At 60.1% G+C, this 21,432-nt stretch carries 21 protein-coding genes and 1 pseudogene; 3 read left to right on the forward strand and 19 right to left on the reverse strand.

The features are described from left to right. Positions 1-24: 24 nt before the first annotated feature. Both ACKAMS_RS21685 and ACKAMS_RS21690 read right to left on the reverse strand, forming a co-directional pair. Entirely contained in the window at positions 25-1,134 is a 1,110-nt protein-coding gene (locus ACKAMS_RS21685; protein WP_408989504.1) for an AAA family ATPase, read from the reverse strand. Between the two features lie 122 nt (positions 1,135-1,256). Continuing rightward, entirely contained in the window at positions 1,257-2,183 is a 927-nt protein-coding gene (locus ACKAMS_RS21690; RefSeq protein WP_031331262.1) for a tyrosine recombinase XerC, read from the reverse strand. 84 nt (positions 2,184-2,267) lie between these two features. Between ACKAMS_RS21690 and ACKAMS_RS21695 the strand changes: the two genes are divergently transcribed. Then, positions 2,268-3,440: a multidrug effflux MFS transporter gene (locus tag ACKAMS_RS21695; protein WP_029255136.1), complete on the forward strand. Its 1,173-nt coding sequence runs from the start codon at positions 2,268-2,270 to the stop codon at positions 3,438-3,440. Here the strand turns inward: ACKAMS_RS21695 and ACKAMS_RS21700 are convergent. The 3 genes from ACKAMS_RS21700 to dprA form a co-directional block, all read right to left on the reverse strand. Next, the gene (locus tag ACKAMS_RS21700) at positions 3,437-4,207 is read right to left on the reverse strand and encodes a siderophore-interacting protein (RefSeq protein WP_099698161.1); all 771 of its coding nucleotides are present in this window, start codon (positions 4,205-4,207) and stop codon (positions 3,437-3,439) included. The two genes, ACKAMS_RS21695 and ACKAMS_RS21700, sit on opposite strands and share 4 nt — an antisense overlap. A gap of 295 nt (positions 4,208-4,502) precedes the next feature. Further along, complete coding sequence (locus tag ACKAMS_RS21705; RefSeq protein WP_003942721.1) at positions 4,503-4,862, reverse strand: Lsr2 family protein; 360 nt, start codon at positions 4,860-4,862, stop codon at positions 4,503-4,505. Between the two features lie 403 nt (positions 4,863-5,265). Then, positions 5,266-6,393 (reverse strand): DNA-processing protein DprA, encoded by a 1,128-nt coding sequence (gene dprA / locus ACKAMS_RS21710; RefSeq protein ID WP_020907367.1) that lies wholly within the window; start codon positions 6,391-6,393, stop codon positions 5,266-5,268. A 188-nt stretch (positions 6,394-6,581) separates the two neighbouring features. Here dprA and ACKAMS_RS21715 point away from each other — a divergent pair, with 188 nt between their 5' ends. Next, positions 6,582-6,731, forward strand: coding sequence for a hypothetical protein (locus tag ACKAMS_RS21715; RefSeq protein ID WP_175413814.1), 150 nt, complete (start codon positions 6,582-6,584; stop codon positions 6,729-6,731). Positions 6,732-7,242: 511 nt separating this feature from the next. Here ACKAMS_RS21715 and ACKAMS_RS21720 read toward each other — a convergent pair. The 14 genes and pseudogenes from ACKAMS_RS21720 to ACKAMS_RS21785 form a co-directional block, all read right to left on the reverse strand. Beyond that, positions 7,243-8,511 (reverse strand): hypothetical protein, encoded by a 1,269-nt coding sequence (locus ACKAMS_RS21720; protein WP_408989505.1) that lies wholly within the window; start codon positions 8,509-8,511, stop codon positions 7,243-7,245. Positions 8,512-9,153: 642 nt separating this feature from the next. After that, positions 9,154-9,414: a hypothetical protein gene (locus ACKAMS_RS21725; protein WP_408989506.1), complete on the reverse strand. Its 261-nt coding sequence runs from the start codon at positions 9,412-9,414 to the stop codon at positions 9,154-9,156. Next, positions 9,411-10,307 (reverse strand): major capsid protein, encoded by an 897-nt coding sequence (locus ACKAMS_RS21730; RefSeq protein WP_069145979.1) that lies wholly within the window; start codon positions 10,305-10,307, stop codon positions 9,411-9,413. The genes ACKAMS_RS21725 and ACKAMS_RS21730 overlap by 4 nt, the downstream gene beginning before the upstream one ends. 37 nt (positions 10,308-10,344) lie before the next feature. Next, positions 10,345-10,728, reverse strand: a complete 384-nt coding sequence (locus tag ACKAMS_RS21735; protein ID WP_069145978.1) for a capsid cement protein — start codon at positions 10,726-10,728, stop codon at positions 10,345-10,347. Then, positions 10,725-11,087, reverse strand: a complete 363-nt coding sequence (locus ACKAMS_RS21740) for a helix-turn-helix domain-containing protein (RefSeq protein ID WP_408989511.1) — start codon at positions 11,085-11,087, stop codon at positions 10,725-10,727. The genes ACKAMS_RS21735 and ACKAMS_RS21740 overlap by 4 nt, the downstream gene beginning before the upstream one ends. A 23-nt stretch (positions 11,088-11,110) precedes the next feature. Then, positions 11,111-11,428 (reverse strand): hypothetical protein, encoded by a 318-nt coding sequence (locus ACKAMS_RS21745; protein ID WP_408989507.1) that lies wholly within the window; start codon positions 11,426-11,428, stop codon positions 11,111-11,113. Then, positions 11,425-11,682, reverse strand: coding sequence for a hypothetical protein (locus ACKAMS_RS21750; protein WP_208689621.1), 258 nt, complete (start codon positions 11,680-11,682; stop codon positions 11,425-11,427). The genes ACKAMS_RS21745 and ACKAMS_RS21750 overlap by 4 nt, the downstream gene beginning before the upstream one ends. Positions 11,683-11,768: 86 nt before the next feature. Beyond that, complete coding sequence (locus tag ACKAMS_RS21755; RefSeq protein WP_208689622.1) at positions 11,769-12,035, reverse strand: hypothetical protein; 267 nt, start codon at positions 12,033-12,035, stop codon at positions 11,769-11,771. Positions 12,036-12,069: 34 nt separating this feature from the next. Further along, a complete protein-coding gene (locus tag ACKAMS_RS21760) occupies positions 12,070-13,611 on the reverse strand; it encodes an AAA family ATPase (RefSeq protein ID WP_208689623.1) in 1,542 nt (513 codons plus the stop codon). Positions 13,612-13,765: 154 nt separating this feature from the next. After that, on the reverse strand, positions 13,766-13,993 hold the full coding sequence (locus ACKAMS_RS21765) for a hypothetical protein (RefSeq protein ID WP_208689624.1): 228 nt from the start codon (positions 13,991-13,993) through the stop codon (positions 13,766-13,768). 758 nt (positions 13,994-14,751) lie between these two features. Continuing rightward, on the reverse strand, positions 14,752-16,197 hold the full coding sequence (locus ACKAMS_RS21770; RefSeq protein WP_208689625.1) for a recombinase family protein: 1,446 nt from the start codon (positions 16,195-16,197) through the stop codon (positions 14,752-14,754). Positions 16,198-16,220: 23 nt separating this feature from the next. Beyond that, a pseudogene (locus ACKAMS_RS21775) lies at positions 16,221-17,636 on the reverse strand (YifB family Mg chelatase-like AAA ATPase); the annotation flags it as partial. Continuing rightward, positions 17,636-17,992 carry a YraN family protein gene (locus tag ACKAMS_RS21780; protein WP_029255132.1) on the reverse strand — a complete coding sequence of 119 codons (357 nt, stop codon included), beginning with the start codon at positions 17,990-17,992 and terminating at the stop codon, positions 17,636-17,638. The gene ACKAMS_RS21780 and the pseudogene ACKAMS_RS21775, both read right to left, overlap by 1 nt. 1,109 nt (positions 17,993-19,101) lie before the next feature. Further along, positions 19,102-19,281, reverse strand: coding sequence for a hypothetical protein (locus tag ACKAMS_RS21785; RefSeq protein WP_256065111.1), 180 nt, complete (start codon positions 19,279-19,281; stop codon positions 19,102-19,104). 490 nt (positions 19,282-19,771) lie between these two features. Between ACKAMS_RS21785 and ACKAMS_RS21790 the strand changes: the two genes are divergently transcribed. Then, positions 19,772-20,194, forward strand: coding sequence for a hypothetical protein (locus tag ACKAMS_RS21790; protein ID WP_256065112.1), 423 nt, complete (start codon positions 19,772-19,774; stop codon positions 20,192-20,194). Positions 20,195-21,432: the final 1,238 nt, after the last annotated feature.

The raw sequence follows: 21,432 nt of genomic DNA on the forward strand, positions 1-21,432 counted from the left end.
CGGTCGCAGAAATCGGTCGCAGAATCAGTGCCACTCGGAAACGGCGTGCCGACCCACAGCGTCCGCGAAGTCGTCGGCCACCATCGCTGCCAGTTCCATGAACGCTCGTCTGGTGGCCGGTCGCATCAACTCGAGGTCCATCACCGACCCCTCCGCGAGATGCTCGTCGAAAGGAATGACCTCGACGGCGCGGCATCGACGCATGAAATAGTCCACCAAAGCGTCCATGTCGATCACGCTCGACCCTGGTCGGGCGGCGCTGATGACGACGACGGTCCGTTCGACCAGATGGCCGTATCCGTGCAACTGAAGCCAATCGAGCGTTGCCGCTGCGCTGCGCGCTCCGTCGATTGCCGGCGAACTGACGAGAACCAACGAATTGGCAAGATCGAGAACGCCGTTCATCGCCGAGTGCATGATCCCGGTACCGCAATCAGTGAGGATGATGTTGTAGTAGACCTGCAAGATGTCGATGACCTGGCGATAGTCCGCCTCGCTGAATGCCTCCGAAATCGCCGGATCCTGCTCACTCGCCAGGACCTCGAGACGACTCGACGACTGGGATGTGTGCACTCGAACGTCCGAATAGCTCTTTATGTCCGGTCTAGCAGCAATCAGATCGCGCACCGTCGAATTGGTCTGCAGCGGAACACGTTGCGCCAAAGTTCCGAAATCTGGATTGGCGTCAACCGCTACGACGCAGTCACCACGAAGCGAAGCAAATGTCGCACCGAGTCCGACGGTGACCGTCGTCTTGCCCACGCCCCCTTTGAGCGAGAGCAAAGCGACTCGGTAGTCGTTACGGATCGGCTGCTCGATTCGGGCGGCCAGTGCACGGTTGCGCTGTTCGTTGGTCGAATCCCCCAGATTGACCACACCTCCGGTCGCACGATGCAATCCTCTACGCCATCCGCCACGCGGCGTCCGTTTAGGGCGTTTCAGTAAAGCTTCGGCAACCAGATCCTGGTTTGTCACCTGCTGTTGGCTCGACGGTGGCGGTGGCGTGGGCCAGACCTCTTGCAGTCGTGCCACAGGCTCCGGCGTCGGCGCCGGCTCGGGAGCCGGTTGCGGCGCTTCGGACAGCCAGGCCGGTTGGCCGCTGTTCGGCAGGTGCTTCACATCTTGGCGGTTCACGAATCCCCCGGATTTCGCATGTCATCGAGTGTCTCGACACGACGATCGAACTTGCCGATTGTTCACTCTTCTGAGCTGCGACGCTACCAAATACCGGCCGAGAACTCGCGTCGCTTCACAATCTAGGCGCGTGGATGGGCCTGATCGTGGACGGATCGAAGGCGTTCGACCGACACGTGCGTGTACAGCTGAGTGGTCGCCAAACTCGCATGCCCGAGGAGTTCTTGGACCACACGAAGGTCTGCACCACCCTCCAGCAAATGCGTCGCAGCCGAGTGCCGAAGCCCGTGCGGACCCATGTCGGGAGCCCCTGGAATTGCAGCCATGGTTTCGTGGACCACCGAACGCGCCTGACGCTGATCGAGCCGGCCGCCTCGAACTCCGAGGAGCAATGCTCGCCCGGACCTATCCGAACTCAGCGCGGGTCGTCCGTGCTCCAGCCACCCGTTCAGTGCCGATTCTGCGGGCAGGCCGTATGGCACCGATCGCTCCTTGTTCCCCTTGCCGAGGACACGAAGCAAACGTCGATCAGCATCGACCGACTCGACGTCCAGTCCACACAACTCGCCGACGCGAATTCCGGTGGAGTACAACAATTCCACGATGAGTCGGTCTCGCAGGGCGAGCGGCTCTTGTTGCTGCGCACCGCTTTCCGCTGCATCCATTGCGTCGAGGGCCTGGCTCTGACGCAGCACCGTCGGCAGCGTGCGACGAGCAGGTGGAGCCGCCAGACGTGTGCCCGGGTCGACGGAAATTCGTCCGGTCTGCGCGAGCCACGCAGTGAAACCACGCGCCGAAGAAGCCCGTCGAGCTACCGTCGTACGGGCTGTTCCTACGGCATTCTGGGCGGCCAACCACGAACGCATGACACTTAGGTCGAGGCGGTCGAGATCTGCATTCTCCGAACCCGCGGAGAAATGGGTCAGCAATGCCCGCGCGTCACCGACGTAGGCGCGGATCGTGTGTTCCGACCGGCCTCGGCTCAGTCGGAGGTGCTCGGCATACGCATCGAGGTGAACGCTCAAGCTCGCCGGCAATGCGTCAGTCATGAACACACGCTCGCTCGCCGCGATTGAAACCGCAAGCTGCCTCGCCGATAGGGTTGATCGGTGAATCGAGCAATTCCTCTGAAGATGTTGTGTGTACTGGCACTGATTTCCGCAATCGCTCCACTGTCCATCGACATGTACCTGCCCGGCCTACCTTTGATGGCGGATGCACTCGACACTACTGCGGCCAGCGTTCAGCTCACGCTGACCACCTTCATGGCAGGCCTCGGAATCGGCCAGCTGATCATCGGTCCGATCTCCGACGGACTTGGCAGGCGACGAATACTGCTGGCCGCGACAATCATCACGGCACTGAGCGGCGCGGCATGCGCGGTGGCGCCGAACATCGAGTTTCTCATCGGTGCACGACTCGTCCAGGGCTTGAGTGGAGGCGCTGCCATCGTTCTTGCCCGCGCTTGTATTGCCGACCGAGCGCGTGGCGACGACGCAGCGAAGCTCTTCAGCATCATGATGATCATCGGCGGTATCGCTCCCGTGGTCGCGCCACTGATCGGCGGCGCACTTCTGGGTCCCGTCGGATGGCGCGGGATCTTCTGGGTCCTGGCTGTCGCGGGCGCTGTGATGGTGGCTGGTGTCGTTTTGCTCGTTCCCGAGACACTTCCACCCGAGCGACGCCATGGCGGTGGTTTGAAGGCCCTGATCTCGAATCTGCAGTACGTGGTCCGAAACCGGCACTACCTCGGATATGCGCTCGCATTCGTCTTCGGATTCGGCGCCTTGTTCGCGTACATCTCCGCGTCACCGTTCGTCGTTCAGAATGTTCTCGGGCTGAGTCCGTCACAATTCTCGATCGTGTTCGCAGTGAACGCCACCGGAATGGTCACGGCAGCGATGATCACCACTCGCCTGCTCGGTCGCGTCGGAGCTCGCACGCTGCTGCGTTTCGGGGTGTGCCTGCTCCTCATTGGTGGCGCCGTATTGTTCTGTACCAGCGTGGTTTTCAGTTCCACGAATACGTGGCTGATCTTGGTCCCGCTGTTCGTGGCGATTTCGAGCATCGGGTTCATCATGGGCAATGCAACCGCTCTCGCCCAAGGAGAGGTCACCAACGCGGCCGGAACTGGTTCAGCCCTGATGGGAGCGGGCCAGTTCGGCTTGGCAGCGCTGGTTTCGCCGTTGGTGGGAATTGCGGGAGAAGACACTGCCGTGCCGATGGCAATCGCAATTCCCACCTTCGGAGTTCTCGCGGCCGTTGCGCTCGTGTTGCTGACTCGCGGCAAGGCCACCGCGAGTTAGTTTTCGGCCGCGGCGAGTTCGGACTTCCAGACCCGGAAGCCTTCTTCGGTGCGACCACGACGCCAATAGCCGGAAATAGAAGCAGCCGCCGCCGGGACATTTCGTTCCTTGCGAATGTACGGCCGGAGGTTGTGCATGACGGCTTGTGCTTCACCGTGAATGAACACGTGCGGTTCGCCCGGTAACCATTCGAGTGCCTTGACCGCGGCGACAACCGGAGCGTTGTCGCCAGCTAATTCTTCGCCGACCGCATCGGACGATGCTCCGCGATGCAGCCAGGTCACGGCAATACCTTCTGGGGCATCGAGCGCGATTTCGTCTTCCGGCCCCCCGACTTCGACGACGGCGTAGCCGACCGCATCCGGCACCAATCTCGCAATCGAAGCAGTAATAGCAGGTATTGCGGTCTCGTCTCCGACGAAGAGATACCAATCAGCGGATGGTGACGGCGAAAACGCGCCACCCGGTCCACGCAGGGTAATCTCAGCGCCCGGCTGAACGGACGCGGCCCACGGACCTGCAACTCCCATGTCGCCGTGGACGACAAAATCGATTGCAATCTCTTTGGCATCAAGATCGCACGAACGAATCGTGTAGGTGCGCAGTATCGGCTGATCAGGAGTGCCGAATTCGATCTTTACATAGGAATCGCTGTATTCGCTGGGAGTGAAGGACTCGAAGCCCGGTCCCCCGAGAAACACTCGCACCATATGGGGAGTCAATTGTTCGGTCCGCAGAACCGTCAATGCAGTTGTCGGCTTGGCCACAGAAAGATCCTTCCAAAAGTTAGCGTTACCTAACTAAGGTACACGACAATTGCAGAGCATGGACAAAATGCCTCCCCCGGTACATCCGCCCCGCGCGCGACAGACCACGGTGCTCAACGAAATAAACCGACCACTCTGCCGGGTAAATTCGTCGGTGGCAGCCAAATTTCCGAATCAGGACTCGTGCATGATCAGGCAGCACATCGCTATCGGAGAAATTCAGCAAAGCAATAGTAAAATACGCCTCTGGCCCCCGGCGAGGTTCGCCAGGGGCCAGAGGAGGTATTAATTCAACCTAGTGTGCAGCGTCGAAAGCATCGATGATTTCCGCTTTGATACGCCCGCGCGGAGCAACTTCGTAACCGTTCTTACCCGCCCAATCACGAATGGCCTGGAGCGTCTCCTTGGAGCGGCCAGAACCCGACGTGGCCTGCGGAGATGCAGCCTGCGCCTTCTTGCCACGCTTCCCGCTCACCTTCGCCGCCGCCTCGACGAACGGCTTCACCGCAGCGTCGAACTTCTCTGCATTGGTGGCGCGCAGATCGATCACGTAATCCGTTCCCTGGTAAGAGAACTCAATTCGATCACCGAATCCATCGTCAATCGGCTTACCGTCAAGGTCGTCGATGAGTTGCCGAATCAGCTTCTCAGCCATTGCACTCCTCTTTCAATGATCGATTCAATTCTCCTTCACAATACACAGATAGAGCGTTGATGAACAAAAGAAGTCCGGAAACCTGTGCCATTTCCGAACAGACTCAATGGTCCGAATTAGCAGCGGGTTAACGACGAACCAATCAATACCCGCACTCAGGGGAACCAGACTAATCAGACTTCAAAGCACATTGACCTGAGACTTTCCTGAGGCCCGTTAAATTCACGGCCAAGTCTGCAAAGCTGGGTCGAGAATAACGCTGCACACAGGCCGATCGAGTTCACGAAAAGCAGTCCTGACGTGCAATTACCAGCATCGCGAGGGTTTTCGAGTTTCGTTCTCGCCGGAACGGTTAGTGGGCATCGCCACCCGCCCACCGGACGAGCACAATCAAGTTCACGCGCTACCGCGTCCGAAACCATCCACTCGAATCCGAACTCGCAAACCCCTCGAGTTCGAGCAGAGGAAGAGTTGCACGAACCTGCGTTATGAGCAATCCCGATTCCTCGGACAGCTCACGCGTACTACGTGAACCTGTTCCCGGCAATGCTTCGTATACCAATCGAGAATTGCCCCGCAATGCGTCGATGTCACGTGTAGCGGCTGCATCCTCCGCGGAATCCCCGACACCAAATGGACCTGACGCTTCGACTACATCCACGGCATTGGAAACGAGTTGCGCTTCACCTTCGCGGATCATCCGGTGACATCCGGTCGACGATGCCGAAGTAACCGGCCCGGGCACCGCCATTACCGGGCGGCCCAATTTCCGGGCCCAATTGGCGGTATTGCGTGCACCACTGCGCCAACCCGCCTCGACCACCACTACTCCGTCCGACAACGCAGCTACCAGTCGATTCCTTGCCAGAAACCGGAACTTTGCAGGTGTTGTGCCCGGTGGATATTCACTTATCACTGCACCCGAACTCGCTATCTGTTTGAGTAGTCGCGCATGCCCTGACGGATACGCTCGATCGACCCCACAGGCCAAGACAGCCAGTGTGTTTCCACCTACGCCCAATGCAGCGCGGTGCGCGGCCCCGTCGATACCGAAGGCTGCCCCGGAAATCACGGTCCATCCGTCGACAGCGAGGTCACCGGCAATCTCTGCCGTCACGTGTTCGCCGTACGCAGTAGATGCTCGCGTGCCGACAATCCCAACCGATCTCTCGGTCAGATCAACCAAGTCCCCGGACCCCAACACCCACAACACAAATGGCGCCGTCTCACCCCCGGAGGCATCGAGTCCGTCGAAGGAAAGCATTCGCCACGCCGGCCAATCGGCGCAGTTCGGTGTTACGAGCCTGCCACCCATCGCCTCCATCAGGTCGAGGTCTCGTTGGGCTGTGTCGATGTGAGCGCGGGCTCGTGTCTTCTCCTCGATCGCGGGTGGCAGATCGCCGTTGCGGACCGCCCTCGCAGTTTCTTCGACCCCGAGCTCGTCGATCAACATGGACATATACGCGCTTGGGCCCTGCACGACGCGGGACAGATATGCCCAAGCGAGTAGTCGCGGATCGTGTGCAGTCATTGGAATCCCCTGTCTCGGAAGTCGAGTGCGGTGACAACTTGGTCTGGTCCGGGCATCGCCTCACCTGCCAGATCGGCGACACTCCAGGCAACACCTAACGCGTGCGTAAGGCGTAACTAACGACAAACGGCCACGTTCGGTGCTACCAACACCGGCGCGTGGCCTCGGCACAACGGAAGAGACCCGTCATGAACCGTGAACGCAGCATACCCATATCCCCTGACAACCGCCTCGAGCCATTGCTCGGCGTCATAGTCATCACTCTCATGATCGCTGCGTACGCAGCGGTATTCGGCATTTTGCGCGTCGTCGTCGCCCTCGGTTGGTACGTCTCGTGAACTGACCGTGACCTGTTGAGCCCGGCCGGTCGACGTACCGGCCTGCGCTCTGCACGCCACGATCCGTGAGCTCGTTGCACGTCGCTATCCGGTGAGTCCGACGTAAACCGACCACCCCCGGTGTACTCCCCTAGTCCTGCCAACCGGCGCGGGCACCCACACGATGGTTCTGCGCAGACGCCGTGAGGGTTCAACATTTGCTCGTCCACTCTCAGTGGTCGGGCTACTTGTGTTGGCCGAGATGGACTATCGGGGTATGGAGTTCGGGCCGCGTTGGGGAAGGGGATTCGACACCGGCACCCTTGGGTGTCCGATCGGCCAATGTGTCAGTGTGACAACTCCTTTGCGACTCCCAAGGAAACCCACGTTGATACACTTACTTCGTACCGATCCCACCGTCATGTGTTTCGGTGCTCCTTTGGGTCGGACGACAATGCCCCGCCTGTTCTTCTCCGTCTGGTCACGGTGAACATGCGGGGCATTCTCGTATCCAAATAGCTCAGAGTCGCCGCTAGAGTCCGTATGCGAAACGGCCCGTCGATTCTCTGAGTAGACGCCGTGCCTCATCACTCGTTTTAACGCCGGACGCAACATCCTTGTCGAGCAGGAAAATTGACCGTGTGTCGATTGCAAGCCCATCCGACTCTGCGAAACCCTCGACGTCTGCGTCCTGTCCTCGGAGTAGCTGCATACGCGAGGACGGATCACGCTCCCGGAATTGGTTCACTACGTACCAACGAGCGTCTGGCCACTGTCCCGTATCTCGCGCGTACCTCTCAACGAATCGGTTGATCTTGCCCAAGTCGGTAACAGATCCCCCCTTCGTGTACCCCTTGACCTCGCACAGCGCAATCCAATCGCCGTCCCGAACGCGCAGATCCTCCAATTTCTCACCCCCTTTGGCGTCCATGTCCTCAACGACGAAACCCAGTCGAGTCAATGCAGCCGCGACAGCTTGCACGAGGGGATCCGCGTTGGCAGTAAGCAAGATGCGCTCAGCGCTATCAGCTTTCTCGCGCAATTCCCTTAGCGCGCTTTGCGATTCCTTCTCAATACGTTCCACTTCAAGCCGCGCCTTTTCAGCAGCATCACAGGCCGCCACCCAAGTTTCGCGGGCGTCAATCTCGTCTGCGGTCATCCATTCCGGGTTGTCTGTCCAATCCGGCGCCGCCGGGAATGTATCGGGGTCAATAGCCGCCCAGCGTTCAAAGGCATACAACAACCACGGCCTAATGTCGGTGACCGAGTCTGGAAGATAGATAATCTCCCTCGGCCCGCTATCAGGTCGATAGATCGCCGCGTCCGCATTCCCATCAAGGTCCGAGACCAGGGGGTGAAAGTAGGAAGAATCGCGGTCGAAGTCCGGCGGGGCAATCACTCGTCGTGTATCCAACCGTTGACGAAGCAACGGAATCAGATCCGACTTGACCAGCGTGCGTAGTGAAGCATCAAGATCGTCGTTGGTCTCCAGTTCTTTACCGTGAGAGCGCCATACACCAATCTCGCGGAACCTACCTTGCTCACTGTTTGGACGACGGGAATCCCACGTGCCCGTGGGTTCGCCTCCGAGCTGAAGGATGAGTAAATGATCTTCGTTTCGATTCGGCCTCCCCACGCTCACGACTGCGTCCCAGCTCTCCCACCGGATCGAGTACTCGTGAGCGCCGACAACGTGAACTACCCCTGAATACTGCTCGACGACCTTCACAAATTCGGACGCATCGTCAGACACACCAGTGATCAGAACGCGGGGCCGAGGATCCTCGTCGTAAATCGCCATGGGCGGAAGGTAGTACAACAATGTCGGTCGGTTTCACACCGGGTCTGGGTCACGGTTAGTTGCATACCGTTCACGGACCAGTTGCCCCAACGGTCAGCGGCGTTCCCATCAACCAGCAATCGGCCGGCGCTCCGATTGACCAATTACGGTCAATCAACGACGGTAACGCTCTGACCTGCGATTTTCTGAGGGTGGGGGGTACGCGGCAGCTCCTCCACGGTGCCAACTGCCCATTTTTACGTACGCCCCAAACGGCCCCGGTAGCCTGACCAGGGACTTTGAGCTGGCCAACGGCATAACCACAGGTCACAGCCTTGTTGAATACGGTACGCATCGGCCGAGCTGGGGTAAACAGCTCACGGGTCGTACTGCCAGTGCCCCGCAGGTCAGGACATTGGCAAGCTGTGAATCAACCGACCTCGGTAGGGTCGACAGTGTTTTAGGGTACGGCTCATCCATATGGGCCAAGCAGTACGGCAACGACCCGGCACCACCACGGTGTCGGGTCGTCGTCGTTAACACTCTGCACGCTCCACGCCGGTACGATCGAGGCATCTAGAACGCGGACTCATCCCGATGGTGAGCCAACAACAAAGACGGCCCCACCTCCACGGTGAGGGCCGTCTTTGCGTCGGTCGTCGATCAGAACCAGCGTGGCCCGGCCGCGTCGGGTGCCTCGGTGGCGATCGGCGTCAACTGTGCGAGCGTGGCCTCTGCCATGCTGCCGTGCCGGACCAACTGCTGTGTCCAGAACTTCGCTCGGTCGCTCGGGATCCGACCATCGGACACCGCCGCCGCGACGAGCTGCCGAGCCTCGTCGACCACACCGAGGGCAGCCGCCTCACGGAGGCGTTCGTACTCGGCGGCGTCGATTGTCACGGTGCCCTCAACAGGCGTACTCACGGCGTCACCAGACCGGTGAGCTTGCGGATTGCGCGCGGCTGCGTGACGGCCATGACCGGGTTGACGAAGGTCTGGACGAACTTGCCACGCCGCAACGGCTCGGGAATGACCTCGGTCGTCAGCGGCACCTCGTACCCGAGCAACCCGGCGCGGCCCTTGGCGATCGCGTACGCCGCGTCATCGGACACGTACGGGCTCACAGACAGTTCGACACCGGCAGTCTCGAGGACGGCGGGCAGACGCTCACCGTAGGCCACCGTGAGATCGTACTGACCCGTTGGCGAGACCAACAGGCAATCGAACTTCACACCGAGACGATCCTCGTCCGCGTCCTTCTGTGCCGCCGCCAACAATGTCAACGGACGCATTGCGTTCGGGGTGATATCGGTATCGGGCCCAATTGTCACCACCTCGTCCCATGCGATCGTCGCCGGTAGTGCGCCGTTGCCCGGCAGCGTGGCCAGTGCCGCGTCGACGGTTGCGATCGCTGCCGTGTTGAGCTTGCGCACGACGGTGTTTGACAACGCTTGAACCTCGGCATTGAGAAAGGCGATGTCATTTCTCAGCGCCTTCTCGTCTTCGATGAAAAACTTTGCCCCCCAATCTCTTACGGCCGCAATCTTCATCTCGGGGTCCGTCATGCGAACGGTTGCGTACTCATCGCCCGGCGCCCTTTCCACCACGTCATCGGCGGTGTAACGATCCTCGGGCCGAGTAACCGAGTGAGCCAAACCGCCACCGACGATCGGCCCGACATGCGGGCCGAAAAACAGGCTCAGAATCTCCTGATTCTCGATCAGTTCCTCGATCTTGGCACCGATGAAGTTCGGTGACTTCATCGCGAAGTCGACGGTCATCTGTTGATTGATTGTGCTAGGCGTCAAAATGCCCATGGTTTGAAGTCCTCTGTTTTCGATTTGCGAGTGAGCGTCAGGCGTAGAGCGATACGAGCACTTCACCGGCAGCGGCGGCGCTACTGACTGCGCGGCCGACCGCTGCGCCTGTGGTCGCAGTGACCACGGCACCGTTGGCGTCCGATTCCACCTCTGCGTTGAATGCGACACCGCCGGTACCTGCGATCAGCCTCACGATGCGGGATGCGCCTCGGGTAATCGGCACGAGCTCGCCGGTCCCCACAGTGGCTCGGCTGACACCGAACACCGGGGATCCTGCGGTTGCCGACTTCACCGCGATATTGCCGCCGACGAGTGTCGAAGCGACAGTGACGAGTCGGCCCGCAGTGATTGCGCCGGTTGCTCGGGCAGTTACGTCGTGGCCGGAATCGTAGGCAACGACACTGATTAGCTGCGTCATGGGAGTTGGTTCCCTCTCTTTTGGGATCTTTCCTCGACAGCGTCGGCGTCAATGAGCCAGCGGCCAGCCACTCTGCGTGCGGTTAGGGTGCCGCGCGCCGCCAACGCTCTGACGTTCCGGTCGGATACACCGAGCCGGGCCGCTGCCGTCGAGGTCTCGATCAGTTGCATCTCTGAGACTGCCGGTCGTGGCTCGTCCAACCATTCCGACGTTCCCTCAACGGAACACTTTGCGGCACTTGCTAGCTGGTGCTCAAGTTCATAGACACGCGGTACCGCACGCCCGCCGCGTTGCGCAGACACTTCGATAAGCCTGCGCAACGCCGCGGACAAGAAAGCGGCGTCGTCGATTCCGAGCATCACACCCGAGACCGACGACACGCTCACAGGTCGCCGCCTGGACGACGACGACCAAGCACCTCATCGAGCAACATGTCGCCGTCGGCATACTCGGCCATGATCGCCCGCTGTGCCGCCCGCAGCGTGGCAGCGGCACTGTCGGACTCGGCCAGTACGTCGAGCACCGCGCGTAGTAATTCCTCGAGGGTGTCGCCGTTCGCAGCTGTCTTGATAATTCGATCAGCGCGCGCGGCGTATTCGGCGGCGGTCTCGGGTAGCTCGGCCGACCGGCGGCCATTGTCGTGGATCAAGAGTCGAGCTGCCGCGCGCCGGATGGTCTCGTTGATCTCGGTGTCGCTCATGCCGTCACCTCGACGAGGCGTACGACGCGGGCCGGGCCGACTTTAACGTGCTCGGCGGCACCGGATCGGATCAATTCGTCGAGGGCGCAGTGTGCGGCGTCGGCGGCCTGACGGCAATCCGCAGCCGTTCTGATACGTCGACCGAGCTCGGCAACCGTCAGACCCGCTGTGTACGTGGTGAGCAAGTCACGCACGTACCGCTCGGGCAATGCATGGTCAAATGCGATTTCTACAAATGCGAGATTTTCGGACATGTTCTTGGTGCTCCTTGGTCGGTTGGTGACACGAGCCGCGCAGGGCATGGGAGGCGTGGTCAACACCGGTCAGGTGCAAGCGATCGTCACTTGGTCATGCGCAGGATCCGGTCGGCGTCGAACGAAACGTGGCCGTCCTCGACCAAGCGGCGCAGGGTATCTGCCACGTCCGCGGATTCATCGCTGTACGGGTGCGCCAAGGCGGCCAGCGCGCAAAGCTCACTCACTGTTAGGCCCTCGGTGAATTGGAATTTGAGTGTGCGGGCGATCCACTTGCCCTTGTCGTAGTCAGCGAACTTGTCGAGGTACACCTCGACCGCGGCGTTGTGAGCCTGTTCCGACCTAGTGGCCATGGTGCTGGAATCCTTTGTTTAAGTGGATGATTGACTACAGGTGTGACGGTGTCGCGAATGGCTGCGAGGCCGGGCCGGGGTTGCCGAACGGGTTGGATTCCCCGGTGTCGTTCCGCAACCGGTGTGTCGTCGCCTTACCCGGTCCACCCTGAATACGGGTAATTCGGCCACGTGCGGCCAGTGCCTCAAGTGCAATGGTCACGTCGGCGTCTTGAAACGGCACCTTGGATTTCCGCAGCGCCTCACGAATTTTTCCGACGGAAATCTCGGGACTGTTCCCGATAATCGTGGTGATCGGCTCCTCGAGCTCGTGAACCTTGATGACGGTGCGCTGCGCTTTGCGACCACCGGTACCTGCTAATGCGAGCGTGCGAGTGGCTGCGTCGAACGTGAGCATGTCCTCGTCCACCTCGGTATCAAGACGACCCTTGGAACGGAAGTAACGCTGATCCCTGTCGTCGACCGTGAGGTAGGCCATTGCATCGCCCCAGTCTTCGAGGGCCGAGGAACCGCGTGCCCGCTCCCCGTCCCAACCCGCGTGAACCGCAAGCACGAGGTCACGCGCGCCGACCTCCTGCCGAACGAACTTGTCGAGGTCCACGAGAAATGCGGTGACCTCCCCAGCGTCGTTCTGACTCGTGCCTGTGTACGCCCGGCCGAACGGGTCGACGATGACGGACTCGACCCCGTGGACCCTCATGCGCTGTGCCAGTTCTGCGCGGTCCTCGGGCACCGCAAGCGGGTTCCGGCGGCCACGCAGATTGACCACGTACAGGCGGCTGTGGTCGATCCCCGCCTCGTCTGCCCACCGACCTATCTGCGCGCCGTTGACTTCGTAGTTCATGAACGCAACTCGGCCAGTGACGGGGATCGTTGCAAACCGCCCGAGGAACGGCGTGCCGTTAAGCAACGACCGAATGATGTTGAGAATCAACGTGGTCTTGCCGGCCTTGCGCTGTGCGATCACCAGCAACGACGAGTCCCACGGAAGAATGTCGGCTATCCGCTCGGGCGGTTCCGGCGGCCTGGCCAAGATTTCGCCGAGTAGTCCGTCATCGAACGGCGGTGCCGGGTCAGCTGCGGCTAGTTCCTTCTGAAACCGAATCTTCGCGTCGTGCGCCATGCGCAGCTTGTGCAATTGATCGAGGGTGCCACGCTCACGGATTCGCTCGTTTTCTGCCGCACGGGCTTCGGGCGATAGACGCCGCTTCCGTTCCTCCTCGGCCACTTGGGCTACTGCCCGTGCCTCGGCCACGTGTGCCGCGCGGGCGATCCTGGCAGCGTGCTCGTCGACGCACTGTTTGATCGGGTCATGCGGTGACAACCGATGGGGGTCGATACCTGCGTCGTGGGCAGCGTGCACGATTCCGTCGAGGTTGTAGTCCGACAAATCGTCGGCACCAACGGCCTCAAATGCCGTTACGTGCACCGGGTCGATAGTCAGTGTGTCCCACCAATTACCGCCCTCGGTTGCCGTGACGCCACCGGCCCCGTAAGCTCCACTAACAGAATCTTTTTGAATCTCACGACCGTTGACGCCGCACGCGTCAACGGTCGTTTCGTTTGTCGAGGTCATGGAATCAGGCACCCCTCAGTACGGTGGTCAAACGGTCGAGCTGCGACGACGTAAGCGGAGGAGCAGCGCTCAGCACAGCAGCAATCGACGATTCAAGGTCAACAGGTGAAACTCGATTTTCCCTGCGGTCCAGAGTTTTTGATGCGGGCATGATTCAGACACCGCCGCGGAGCATTTCCACGACGACTGCAATGTCGGCCTCGGTCAACTGCACAGCCACGGTATCTGCCCGGTGGTCGTTGATGATGTCGCCAATCCGAAGCACTTTCAGCTGACGCCGCAGAGCAAGCAATTCGGGATCGGTGGCCGGACGACTGCGAGTGAACGCCGCGACCTTGCCGTGCAATCTCTGCCGGTCAATCTTGCTCACGTTCTTGGTCATTGGGTCGGTTCCTCCGGTCTCGGGCTGCTCGTTGTGCGGCTCTGTTTGAAAAGCTACATCTGCACCGTGATCCACGAATAACGTTGCAGCACAAGAAAGTTAGCGACACTAGCTCAGAGTTAGTGATCCAAGCGCAGATCGGCCAATTCAGATTCAACGACCTGGGAAAACCGAATCGAGTGTGAGGCTGGTCACAATATTGCAATCGACGTACGTCGCGACCTCGGTCGAGCGAACAGGAACATCGGCCGGCCACCGAGGGCCGTATTCGACCGTGCTGCGTTCAACACCGCGTACCCCACACCGGTACACCAAATCTCGACGCTCGACTCGCAGCGGCCCACACAGCTATGCGAACGGGCTCACCGTCGTGGCGGGCGGCCAACCGTTTACACAGCCCACGATCCTCGACGGTCTAACGGTTGTACGCAGCTCGACAGAACCTCGAGGGACGACGTTCAACACCGCCCTAACCCATGCCAACTGAAAGGGTCATTTCTCACTGTCAACTACCCCCACAACCCCCGCCAACCCCTAAAGAGGGGGTTGGCATGGGTGGTTTGAGCCGTTCTTGGCATGGGTCTGGAATGGGTCTGGCATGGGTTCTCACCTGCAACTTCTCCGGCATGGGTACCCATGCCAAAATGGGTAGGCCGAAATCGACCCCCAAAACCGGGCACTAAGTGGCACAAAACGACCCCCGAAACTGCCCCCAATCAGGGCAGTGCCGGGGGCCATTCGAGTGCGGTGTAGGCGGCCTAACCCGTGCTGCGCCGTTTGTGGAAATCGACCTCGACGGTGTCGGGCCGGAAGGTGCGCGTACCTCGGCCAGGCGAATAAATCACAACGTCGGCCAACACGTCGATCACGGCCCGCTTACGAGCGGTGCTGAGAGCTGACCACGCTGCGGCCACGTCCCCTGACGAAACTAGCGGTGCGATCAAGTCCGTTGCACCGGCAGCGGTTATCTCGTCCTCGAGCTTGGCCAGACGAGCCCGCACTTTCTCGGTTGCCGTTCGGAATTGCTGACGAGTCATAGCGCCGTCCGAATAGTCGACGGCGAAATCGTCAAGGCGGCGGCGCAGCACATCGGATTCCGCGCGCAACGGTGCGACGTTGACAACCACGGTCGGGGCGAACGCCGTCAACGCATCGGGCATCGACAACCGACCAACAATCAGCTTCTCGACGTAGTCCTCGATCGGCTGCGCCACGCGTTGAAGATGGGCGTGCGCTGCGCAGCGATACGACCGAGTAGTGCGACGGGCACCGCCCGTGTTTACCGAGGTTCCGTCGTCGCAGACGCCGCACAGCGCGACACCGGTCAGCAGCGCCCGAGCACCCGGCGTGCCTGTTCGGCGGCTCGAATCGGTGAGCATCGCCACCACCGCCCGCCACGTTTCCTCGGGAACGATTGCGGGCCACTCAGCCTGCGCTATCACGAATGCCAACGGATCTTTCCGGTACGACTCGTTCGAGCCCTCAGGGCGGTGTCGCCTCAAACCGGCGTTGCGCGCGTTGAGCAACACGTCACGAACGCCCGACCGTCCCCACGGTTCACCGGATTGCGTGCCAGTGAAACCAGCTGCATTCCAAGCGGATACGACTGCCGTCACAGGTTCACCGGCAAGGATCGCGTGATAACCGGCCAACACAGCGGCAGCCTCGTCGGGCCGGATCGTTTTTCCGTCGGCTTCATATCCGAACGCTCGACGCCCACCGATCCACCGACCTTGCTCGGCAGCTTGCGTGATTGCCGAGAGTTGCCGCGCCGAACGTCGCTCCGATTCACCTTGGCCGACACTGGCCAACAGACGGGCCACCAAGCGTCCCCCATCGGTTGATGTGTCGACACCGTCGGCGGCGGTCACAATCGTGGTGCCGTGTGGCTCACACCGGGCGATGACCGACTCGAGCTCGGCCAACTTGCGCAGGAGTCGGTCCACGTGACGGGAAACAATTACGTCGATTTGACCATCGTCGACCGCCTTCATCATGGCGTCGAACTGTGGTCGGGGCTTGCGGTTGGTGGCGCTCACGTCATTGTCAACGAACTCCCCTACGACGGTCCAGCCACGGGCCGCCACCAAACGCATAACCTCGTCACGCTGACGACTGATGCCGTACTCGTTCCCCTCACGATCCTGCGACTGACGAAGGTAGACCGCAACACGCGGCAACTCACGGGTTGCTTTAGGCTTCACATACGCTATTCTACAACCCTAGGTACCCGCAACGCTCGGTCCGCCCCACGAGCAGTGATGACACCTTTGCGCAGCGCCCGTTCCACCGGCGCCAGCGCCGCACGCGAGAGTCTGAACTTCTGTCTCAACGCCGGCCCTGGTACTTCCGCGTTGGTCCGCCACCCGTACTCACTCCACCGCTGGGCTGCAGTGTCTCGAGCCGCCGCCACGCGCGCACGAACGTCGCCGGTACTTTCCCCTACTTCGTCGATCAGCGCTCCGGTTGCAACGGCCTGCATCCGGACCCTGATGTCGACTCGGTCCAAGAGCGGGCCGGACAATTTCCCCAGGTAACGGCGACGCGCCGCGGGTGCACATACACAATCCGCGTCTCGCGGCGGCGCGCATGGGCAGGGATTGGCGGCCAGGATCAGCTGGAACCGCGCCGGGTACCGCGCAACTCCGTCCCGCCGGGCGATTCGTACTTCCCCGTCTTCGAGTGGCGTGCGTAGCGCTTCGAGCACCTTCACCCCGATCTCGGCACATTCGTCGAGAAACAGCACGCCGCGATGGGCGCGGCTGACCGCACCAGGACGAGCCATCCCACTACCACCACCCACCAGCGAACTGACCGACGAACTGTGATGCGGCGCAATGAAAGGCGGCATATCGATCAACGGCCGATCCTCCGGCAACACCCCCGCCACCGAATGAATCGCCGTCACCTCCAACGACTCCCCCTCCGTCAACGGCGGAAGAATCCCCGGAAGCCTCTGCGCCAACATCGTTTTCCCGATCCCCGGCGGACCCGTCAACATCAAATGATGCGCACCCGCCGCAGCAACCTCGATCGCCCACCGAGCATCCGTCTGCCCGACAACCTCACTCAAATCACGCACCGTCACCACATCCGCACGCTCGAAAACATCAGGAACAGCCAGCGCCAACTCACCACGCAACCACCCGATCACCGCAGACAGATCGTCAGCTCCCAGCACTTCGATCCCCTTCACCAGGCCCGCCTCAGCCAACGCCCGAGCTGGAACCACCACAGTCCCCCACCCCGCCCGCTTCGCCGCAAGCACCGCAGGCAACACACCACGCACCGTCCGCAAACGCCCGTCGAGCGCCAACTCCCCCAAAAACACAGTCTCCCGCAACAACTTCCGCGGCAACTTCTTCGCCGCATCGAGAACCGACAACGACAAAGCCAAATCGTAAACACTGCCCACCTTCGGCAACGTCGCCGGCGACAACGCCAAAATCACCTTGCTGTCCGGCCACTCCTCACCAGAATTGGTCACCGCGGCCCGAATCCGATCACGCGACTCGTGCAACGCAGTATCAGGCAGCCCCACCAAATGCACCGCAGGCAACCCGCGCCCGATATCCGCCTCGATCTCCACGATCTGCCCGTCCACGCCACTGACCGCAACAGAATGCGCCCGACCCAACGCCATCAGAACGCATCCACAAAATGCTCGACCGAAGGCACGCCGTCGCGGCCGATCAACACGGCCACCACATCGAAACGCACCCTCGACCACGACCGACCCGAATCAGTGAGCCACTGCATCGCCAACACCCGAATCCGACGCTGCTTCGCGAACGTCACCGACTCCGCCGGACTCCCGTACCCGACACCCGACCGAGTCTTCACCTCCACGAACACAATCCGATCACCGGACGTCGCAACAACATCCAACTCGCCGTACCGACAACGCCAATTGCGCTCGACAATCTCCAAACCAGAATCGATCAGGAACTCGACAGCTACATCCTCGCCCCGAGCCCCCAACGCCATATTCCTCGCCATCACAGCCCCCACCACTCACACCCCGCGCCCGCCCCATACGAACCGCGTCCCAACCACCACCCTCGACCCGCCACCACAAAACCAAGCCACCCAAAAACAATCTGTTGACAACCCAGGACCTGTTGACAAACTCCCCTGGCACTGGCGCCCGAGCACGGGTCAGCCTCGCGGCTACTTCAACCGAAGTCTGGTCCTCTTCGACGCAGGTTGTCTGCTCGGTTCTGTCAGACGTTGATCCATGCGTGTGCTTCTCTCAGCTTGATGCCGGCGAGCGAAGATCGCTCGCCGCAAGTCGTTTGAAGCAACATCCCCGATACAAGCTTCTTCGTCAGAGTGCGGAATGATTTCAGGGACGGGCTTGAATGGCACGGTGTAAATAGAACCAAGTGCGGTGTTGATCTCGCTCTGCGCCGATTGTCGATACTGGAAGATCAGGCTGTCGTTCAAGTTGAAAGCACTCGTGAATCCTGCCTCGGCCCGGATTTCGTCGAGTGAGCAGTTTGCCCCAGTCCTGGCCGCGCCGAGCGTCACTGTCAGCGTGCGTTGTTTCCTCATACGTCGTCGCGTTGAAATTCATGCTTCGATACCAGAACTCGAAACCACCGGACGTGTCAGTCAGCCGCCACTTGCCCGTCCACGTTTAGCCGCTCGACAGCAGTGAACCAGGTCGCCAAGTGCGCCCGCGACATCAGCAAACGCCGCAGGCGGGGTCTTGACTGGAGAATCAGCGTGACCGGCATGTCGTCAGCGCTAAACAGGATTTCGCCCCCAATGCTGTGCAAAAAACGGCTTGGTCACCCCGTCAGAACGGGTTCCACCATGCTGCGAGCGGTCTCAGGAACGGGTACCAGAACAAGACTTCTTCGGGAATGTCAGCCATGTTTCCAATCATGTTGGGTATATCGCACGTCACGCAGGCCGTGTTAAGGAACGCGTTGAGCCAGGGAGGTCCTCGCTCTAGACGTTGCGGACTAACTCAGGTGCGGCTCGCGCTGCGCTGGTCGATGTAGTCGCGCCAGTTACTCATGACGTGGGCAGTAGCTGAAACGCAGGTTCGTCTCGGTGCCTGCTGTCTGGATTAGAAGATTGCCGTAACCACCAACGAACGCCTACGGTCCCCCACGCTGCACGTCGAGATCTTCGATCTCATTCCAATCGCAGCGTGTCTCGCTTCTGAAGAACAGACTCCCCCAGTTCTTGATCGTCACTCCATTGTCGGTGAGTGTCATTGAGTGCAGGTTGTAGACCATGCCCGTTACCGCTGTAGAGATCAGGACGACGACGCCCATCAGCTGAGGATCGCAATCGGTGTCGTGTCCCGTGGGTTCTGGACGTGGAGGAAGTACGCCAGCCCAGAGATGAATCCAGCGATCAGATGGCCAACCAGAATTGACCCAACTAGACCAAAGAGACTGCGCCGGATGATGATTGGTTGGTTGGTTGCCCATATGTTCTTAACGTACGACACCGAGACAATTTAGTCGCTACCACACATATTGACTTTCAGGTTGAAGTTTTACGAATAATGCTCGGGTTCCCATTTACTTCAACTCCGATCCCTGGAAAACGAATGCGCTTTACAATCCATTCCAAGTTCTATCGAATCACCGCACTGAGAGAAACGGCACTATGACTAATCAACCCAATCGCCCGCCTAATCGCGAGCCAGCATCAGCGGAAGCATGGCGGGCCCGTAACCAACAACCTCCTCCACAAATCCAGCAACCAACACCGGCACCATACTTCGCAGGTGTCTCCCCAGTCGGGCAGGCACCGGTGTTGCCTGCACTGCCTGCCAATTACATGCCCAACATGATTGCGGGTCTACTGGCGTGCGTCGGGATAGTGGTCGGCAGTCTCGGACCATGGGCGACCTTCCTCAACTTCTCGAAAGCAGGGATCGATGGCGATGGCATGTTGACCATGATCCTCGGCGTCATCGCGGCAGTCGCACTCTTCAGCATTCTTTCCAGGGGAGGAAAGGCCAAGTTCGGCGACCGGTGGGTTGCCCCGGCGCTAGGCGCAATCACCCTGGTGATCGCAATTGTCGACGCGGCGAACCTCTCCAACCAAGAAACAACTTTCTTGCGATCGACGATCGGACCCTCGATCGGATGGGGGCTCTGGGTCGTCCTACTCTGTGGCGCTGCGCTCTGCGTGACCTCATTCACCGTGGCTCAGGCTGTGACTAAGCGCTCGTAACGACCGGGCTGCCAAAAGAACAGCAAACAACCTGGCTTGGTACACATTTGAGACTTGATCTACGGCATAAGAGGCTTCAGCGAGCATGACCGCACCCCAACATGCTGCACAGTCACCATCGTCGCCTTCCCCTGCGGTCTTCCGGCAGACCCCTTGGTCTTTGAAGTCTCCAAATACGTTCTCTCGGTGAGATGGACTGTTCATCCGGGCAGCAGCGAGACTCGCATCGTCCGGGTATGCCTTCGTAAGGTCCCACCGCAGTTGTGTAACGGTAACCGGCCTTCTCGATGAAGGTCCAGGGAGTCAAGCCGCTGGTGAGTAATGTGCCCAATAGTCCTGCGAGAGAATGTGATCCGCTTTGGCGCACGCACTCAATCGAAGTGTCTCGCTTGTTGTGAAGGGTCGTTTGCCTGTTTTGGTTCGCTCGGTGTTGGCGAGTATTCGAAGGAGTTTCGGGGTGACCGCCTGACGTGCGGGTGCTGGTGTCGAGGTTTCAGTTGGAATTACGAGGCCAGTTGGTTGGTCGCTCTTTTGGGTGAATACTGCGCGATGAAGGCGACGATTACTAATAGAAAGACTACGAGGCCGCGGCGGTTTTTATCTGGTTGAGTTGTTTAACTCGTATTGCATTGTTTCCTGCTTATTTACTATGCAAATAACTACGAGCCAAACTAACGATAAATAAAATGGCGAAATGCAACGGCCTGTAGAAAACTCTGACGGCCACAAGCCCCCAATCACTTTGACCTCCAAAAAGATGACATCTTCGGAAAATTGCCGACTTGCACTACACTGCCAATTCGCCCGCGATGCGCCCATGAGGAGACTTAACCAATGTCCGATCTCCATAGCCAACGAGAGTTCCGAGAAAGTAATTCACCGCGGACACCGAGAGGCTTCATTGGGCTGAACCAAGGGCTCGCGATCACGGCACTCGCCGCATCAATGATTGGATTTGTCGCAGCGCGGCTCACGAATAGTCAGTACGCAGGTGCCTCGCCGTTGGTCGATACTCCGCAATGGACCATGAGCATCACCTTCGACCTCCTCCTGTGGTTCACCGCCGGCGGTCTTCGGCTCACCTGCACGATCTGGCTAACCGCACGGTTATGGAACGAGTACCGCTGGACTCAAACCGTTACTGGCTTCACTCTCGCTTGGAACGCGGCCACCGTGGTCTGTGTGGCATGACCCCCATCAAGTGACCCGCAAGCTATGAGAATCCTTCCGCCCTGATC

Source organism: Rhodococcus sp. 5A-K4, from assembly GCF_046097995.1.
Lineage (GTDB): Bacteria > Actinomycetota > Actinomycetes > Mycobacteriales > Mycobacteriaceae > Rhodococcus_F > Rhodococcus_F erythropolis.

Excerpts from the sequence above, each read along its gene's own strand:
- ACKAMS_RS21750 (WP_208689621.1), bottom strand. The coding sequence starts at position 11,682 with ATGTCCGAAAATCTCGCATTTGTAGAAATCGCATTTGACCATGCATTG.
- ACKAMS_RS21705 (WP_003942721.1), bottom strand. The coding sequence starts at position 4,862 with ATGGCTGAGAAGCTGATTCGGCAACTCATCGACGACCTTGACGGTAAG.
- ACKAMS_RS21735 (WP_069145978.1), bottom strand. The coding sequence starts at position 10,728 with ATGACGCAGCTAATCAGTGTCGTTGCCTACGATTCCGGCCACGACGTA.
- ACKAMS_RS21745 (WP_408989507.1), bottom strand. The coding sequence starts at position 11,428 with ATGAGCGACACCGAGATCAACGAGACCATCCGGCGCGCGGCAGCTCGA.
- ACKAMS_RS21715 (WP_175413814.1), top strand. The coding sequence starts at position 6,582 with ATGAACCGTGAACGCAGCATACCCATATCCCCTGACAACCGCCTCGAG.
- dprA (WP_020907367.1), bottom strand. The coding sequence starts at position 6,393 with ATGACTGCACACGATCCGCGACTACTCGCTTGGGCATATCTGTCCCGC.
- ACKAMS_RS21720 (WP_408989505.1), bottom strand. The coding sequence starts at position 8,511 with ATGGCGATTTACGACGAGGATCCTCGGCCCCGCGTTCTGATCACTGGT.
- ACKAMS_RS21765 (WP_208689624.1), bottom strand. The coding sequence starts at position 13,993 with ATGACCAAGAACGTGAGCAAGATTGACCGGCAGAGATTGCACGGCAAG.
- ACKAMS_RS21690 (WP_031331262.1), bottom strand. The coding sequence starts at position 2,183 with ATGACTGACGCATTGCCGGCGAGCTTGAGCGTTCACCTCGATGCGTAT.
- ACKAMS_RS21730 (WP_069145979.1), bottom strand. The coding sequence starts at position 10,307 with ATGGGCATTTTGACGCCTAGCACAATCAATCAACAGATGACCGTCGAC.
- ACKAMS_RS21780 (WP_029255132.1), bottom strand. The coding sequence starts at position 17,992 with ATGGCGAGGAATATGGCGTTGGGGGCTCGGGGCGAGGATGTAGCTGTC.
- ACKAMS_RS21695 (WP_029255136.1), top strand. The coding sequence starts at position 2,268 with ATGTTGTGTGTACTGGCACTGATTTCCGCAATCGCTCCACTGTCCATC.
- ACKAMS_RS21755 (WP_208689622.1), bottom strand. The coding sequence starts at position 12,035 with ATGGCCACTAGGTCGGAACAGGCTCACAACGCCGCGGTCGAGGTGTAC.
- ACKAMS_RS21785 (WP_256065111.1), bottom strand. The coding sequence starts at position 19,281 with ATGGGCGTCGTCGTCCTGATCTCTACAGCGGTAACGGGCATGGTCTAC.
- ACKAMS_RS21760 (WP_208689623.1), bottom strand. The coding sequence starts at position 13,611 with ATGACCTCGACAAACGAAACGACCGTTGACGCGTGCGGCGTCAACGGT.
- ACKAMS_RS21740 (WP_408989511.1), bottom strand. The coding sequence starts at position 11,087 with ATGCTCGGAATCGACGACGCCGCTTTCTTGTCCGCGGCGTTGCGCAGG.